Annotated in this window: 3 rRNA genes; all 3 read right to left on the reverse strand. The window is 56.4% G+C overall.

From position 1 onward, the window contains the following. Nucleotide 1 precedes the first annotated feature (1 nt). Nucleotides 2-118: ribosomal RNA gene (rrf, locus tag DEU38_RS27855) — 5S ribosomal RNA — on the reverse strand. Between the two features lie 129 nt (nt 119-247). Next, nucleotides 248-3379 (reverse strand): 23S ribosomal RNA (locus DEU38_RS27860). Nucleotides 3380-3711: 332 nt separating this feature from the next. Continuing rightward, nucleotides 3712-5228: ribosomal RNA gene (locus tag DEU38_RS27865) — 16S ribosomal RNA — on the reverse strand. The 16S, 23S and 5S rRNA genes sit together here, the layout of an rRNA operon. Between the last annotated feature and the right edge of the window lie 267 nt (nt 5229-5495).

Genomic DNA, 5495 nt, shown 5'->3' on the forward strand with positions numbered 1-5495 from the left:
TGTTCGGCGGTGTCCTACTCTCCCACACCCTGTCGGGTGCAGTACCATCGGCGCTGGAGGGCTTAGCTTCCGGGTTCGGAATGGGACCGGGCGTTTCCCCTCCGCTATGGCCGCCGTAACTCTATGAAACTGTCACACATTCAACTCCCCCGCCCGAACCACCCGCCGGCCGAAAGACCTGGGATGTTGGGGGTGAATGGTATCTGTGTGTTGTTTCAGATACCGCACAGTGGACGCGTAGCTTCTTTGTGGTAAGTCCTCGGCCTATTAGTACCAGTCACCTCCACACGTTACCGTGCTTCCAGTTCTGGCCTATCAACCCGGTGGTCTGCCGGGGGCCTTACCCCCTCGAGGGGGTGAGAAACCTCATCTTGGAACAGGCTTCCCGCTTAGATGCTTTCAGCGGTTATCCCTTCCGAACGTAGCTAACCAGCAGTGCTCCTGGCGGAACAACTGGCACACCAGAGGTTCGTCCGTCCCGGTCCTCTCGTACTAGGGACAGCCTTCCTCAAGTTTCTAACGCGCGCGGCGGATAGAGACCGAACTGTCTCACGACGTTCTAAACCCAGCTCGCGTGCCGCTTTAATGGGCGAACAGCCCAACCCTTGGGACCTACTCCAGCCCCAGGATGCGACGAGCCGACATCGAGGTGCCAAACCATCCCGTCGATATGGACTCTTGGGGAAGATCAGCCTGTTATCCCCGGGGTACCTTTTATCCGTTGAGCGACACCGCTTCCACTTGCCGGTGCCGGATCACTAGTCCCGACTTTCGTCCCTGCTCGACCTGTCAGTCTCACAGTCAAGCTCCCTTGTGCACTTGCACTCAACACCTGATTGCCAACCAGGCTGAGGGAACCTTTGGGCGCCTCCGTTACATTTTGGGAGGCAACCGCCCCAGTTAAACTACCCACCAGGCACTGTCCCTGAACCAGATCATGGTCCGAGGTTAGATGTCCAATACGATCAGAGTGGTATTTCAACAACGACTCCACGAACACTGGCGTGCCCGCTTCACAGTCTCCCACCTATCCTACACAAACCGAACCGAACACCAATACCAAGCTATAGTGAAGGTCCCGGGGTCTTTTCGTCCTGCCGCGCGTAACGAGCATCTTTACTCGTAATGCAATTTCGCCGAGTCTGTGGTTGAGACAGCAGAGAAGTCGTTACGCCATTCGTGCAGGTCGGAACTTACCCGACAAGGAATTTCGCTACCTTAGGATGGTTATAGTTACCACCGCCGTTTACTGGGGCTTAAATTCTCAGCTTCGCCATTGCTGGCTAACCGGTCCTCTTAACCTTCCAGCACCGGGCAGGCGTCAGTCCGTATACATCGTCTTACGACTTCGCACGGACCTGTGTTTTTAGTAAACAGTCGCTTCTCTCTGGTCTCTGCGGCCCCACCCAGCTCACCAAGCAAGTTGGATCACCAGACGAGGCCCCCCTTCTCCCGAAGTTACGGGGGCATTTTGCCGAGTTCCTTAACCACAGTTATCTCGATCGCCTTAGTATTCTCTACCTGACCACCTGTGTCGGTTTGGGGTACGGGCCGTGTGAAAGCTCGCTAGAGGCTTTTCTCGGCAGCATAGGATCACTGAATTCGCCTCAATCGGCTACGCATCACGTCTCAGGCTGTATGTGACCCGGATTTGCCTAGGCCACGCCCTACACGCTTACACCAGTATTACCACTGACTGGCTCAGCTACCTTCCTGCGTCACCCCATCGCTTGGCTACTACCAGATCAGGTCCCGTGCATCCACATCCAGGTTCCCCGAAGGGAAGTAAGGACGCTTCAGGACGGTTAGTATCACTGATTCACCAGGGGCGCGTTCACACGGGTACGGGAATATCAACCCGTTGTCCATCGACTACGCCTGTCGGCCTCGCCTTAGGTCCCGACTCACCCTGGGCGGATTAACCTGGCCCAGGAACCCTTGGTCATTCGGCGGACGAGTTTCTCACTCGTCTTTCGCTACTCATGCCTGCATTCTCACTCGTGCAGCCTCCACAACTAGGTCACCCCGCTGCTTCCATGGCTGCACGACGCTCCCCTACCCATCCACACCACTGCACAACCCCCCGCAGGAGGAAATGGGTGTTATGTGAATGCCGCGGCTTCGGCGGTGTACTTGAGCCCCGCTACATTGTCGGCGCAGGATCACTTGACCAGTGAGCTATTACGCACTCTTTCAAGGGTGGCTGCTTCTAAGCCAACCTCCTGGTTGTCTTCGCGACCCCACATCCTTTTCCACTTAGTACACGCTTAGGGGCCTTAGCCGGCGATCTGGGCTGTTTCCCTCTCGACTACGAAGCTTATCCCCCGCAGTCTCACTGCCGCGCTCTCACACTCTGGCATTCGGAGTTTGGCTGACGTCAGTAACCTTGTGGGGCCCATCGGCCATCCAGTAGCTCTACCTCCAGAGTGAAACACGCGACGCTGCACCTAAATGCATTTCGGGGAGAACCAGCTATCACGGAGTTTGATTGGCCTTTCACCCCTACCCACAGCTCATCCCCTCAGTTTTCAACCTAAGTGGGTTCGGGCCTCCACGACGTCTTACCGTCGCTTCACCCTGGCCATGGGTAGATCACTCCGCTTCGGGTCTAGAACATGCCACTACGGACGCCCTATTCGGACTCGCTTTCGCTACGGCTACCCCACACGGGTTAACCTCGCGACATGCCGCTAACTCGCAGGCTCATTCTTCAAAAGGCACGCCATCACCCCCAACACCGAAGTGTTCGAAGGCTCTGACGGATTGTAAGCGCACGGTTTCAGGTACTATTTCACTCCCCTCCCGGGGTACTTTTCACCTTTCCCTCACGGTACTAGTCCGCTATCGGTCACCAGGGAGTATTCAGGCTTATCGGGTGGTCCCGACAGATTCACAGCAGATTTCACGGGCCCGCTGCTACTTGGGTGTCCACTACAACAGTCACCATGTTTTCGTCTACGGGATTCTCACCCTCTACGACAGGCCGTTCCAGACCACTTCGACTAACACGATGATTTCTTACTGTTGGCCAACCCGGCAGAATTGACAAAATGGATCCCACAACCCCACGAATGCAACGCCCGCCGGCTATCACACATCCATGGTTTAGCCTCTTCCGCTTTCGCTCGCCACTACTCACGGAATCACTATTGTTTTCTCTTCCTGTGGGTACTGAGATGTTTCACTTCCCCACGTTCCCTCCACACGCCCTATATATTCAGGCGCGGGTAACCACACATCACTGTGGCTGGGTTTCCCCATTCGGAAATCCTCGGATCTCAGCTCGGTTGACAGCTCCCCGAGGCTTATCGCAGCCTCCTACGTCCTTCATCGGCTCCTGGTGCCAAGGCATCCACCGTACGCTCTTCATTACTTACAACAAAGATGCTCGCGTCCACTGTGCAGTTCTCAAACAACACACCCCGCTCGAACTCGCGTCAACACCATGCCCACCACCGAAGTAGCGCGGTCTGCCTGACATCCGAACAGGATCGTTTCTTCCTGGAGAAAAACACTCGCGTGTTCTCTCAGGACCCAACAGTATGCCGATATAACTCTCTTCCCGCCGGCACAGTGGCCAGCGGTAGTGAAGAAGAATGCTTGTCAGTGTTCCACCCATGAGCAACCGCAGTGAAACATGTGTTCACTAAACGGCCTCTGCCTTACTCCCCTCACACCTGTGTGTGAGTCCGAGAAGGAGATGCTCCTTAGAAAGGAGGTGATCCAGCCGCACCTTCCGGTACGGCTACCTTGTTACGACTTCGTCCCAATCGCCGATCCCACCTTCGACGGCTCCCTCCACAAGGGTTAGGCCACCGGCTTCGGGTGTTACCGACTTTCATGACGTGACGGGCGGTGTGTACAAGGCCCGGGAACGTATTCACCGCAGCGTTGCTGATCTGCGATTACTAGCGACTCCGACTTCACGGGGTCGAGTTGCAGACCCCGATCCGAACTGAGACCGGCTTTAAGGGATTCGCTCCACCTCACGGTATCGCAGCCCTCTGTACCGGCCATTGTAGCATGTGTGAAGCCCTGGACATAAGGGGCATGATGACTTGACGTCGTCCCCACCTTCCTCCGAGTTGACCCCGGCAGTCTCCTGCGAGTCCCCGCCATTACGCGCTGGCAACACAGGACAAGGGTTGCGCTCGTTGCGGGACTTAACCCAACATCTCACGACACGAGCTGACGACAGCCATGCACCACCTGTATACCGACCACAAGGGGGGCCGTATCTCTACGGCTTTCCGGTATATGTCAAACCCAGGTAAGGTTCTTCGCGTTGCATCGAATTAATCCACATGCTCCGCCGCTTGTGCGGGCCCCCGTCAATTCCTTTGAGTTTTAGCCTTGCGGCCGTACTCCCCAGGCGGGGCGCTTAATGCGTTAGCTACGGCACGGATCCCGTGGAAGGAAACCCACACCTAGCGCCCACCGTTTACGGCGTGGACTACCAGGGTATCTAATCCTGTTCGCTACCCACGCTTTCGCTCCTCAGCGTCAGTTACTGCCCAGAGACCCGCCTTCGCCACCGGTGTTCCTCCTGATATCTGCGCATTTCACCGCTACACCAGGAATTCCAGTCTCCCCTGCAGTACTCAAGTCTGCCCGTATCGCCTGCAAGCCAGCAGTTGAGCTGCTGGTTTTCACAGACGACGCGACAAACCGCCTACGAGCTCTTTACGCCCAGTAATTCCGGACAACGCTCGCACCCTACGTATTACCGCGGCTGCTGGCACGTAGTTGGCCGGTGCTTCTTCTGCAGGTACCGTCACTCTCGCTTCGTCCCTGCTGAAAGAGGTTTACAACCCGAAGGCCGTCATCCCTCACGCGGCGTCGCTGCATCAGGCTTTCGCCCATTGTGCAATATTCCCCACTGCTGCCTCCCGTAGGAGTCTGGGCCGTGTCTCAGTCCCAGTGTGGCCGGTCGCCCTCTCAGGCCGGCTACCCGTCGTCGCCTTGGTAGGCCATTACCCCACCAACAAGCTGATAGGCCGCGGGCCCATCCTGCACCAGTAAACCTTTCCAACCCCCACCATGCAGTGGAGGCTCATATCCGGTATTAGACCCAGTTTCCCAGGCTTATCCCGAAGTGCAGGGCAGATCACCCACGTGTTACTCACCCGTTCGCCGCTCGTGTACCCCGAAGGGCCTTACCGCTCGACTTGCATGTGTTAAGCACGCCGCCAGCGTTCGTCCTGAGCCAGGATCAAACTCTCCGTTGAAGACTCTAGATTGGCCGGCAAAACCGGCAATCAGTCATAGACATCGAGTCAAATCACTAGCAAAATAAACTCAAACTAGCTGTTGCGCTGACCATCCCAGACGGAAGAATGGAACGATCAGCAAACCCGCACCCAAAAAGGATGCGAGGTACCAAAAAATTGGCACTGACATTCATCGACACACTGTTGAGTTCTCAAAGAACACGCGCACACCACCACTCGAAACCCTCAGGCTCCTCGTTTCGGGGCAACTGTTCCAGCCTAACC

This window comes from Rhodococcus sp. AG1013, from assembly GCF_003350365.1.
Lineage (GTDB): Bacteria > Actinomycetota > Actinomycetes > Mycobacteriales > Mycobacteriaceae > Prescottella.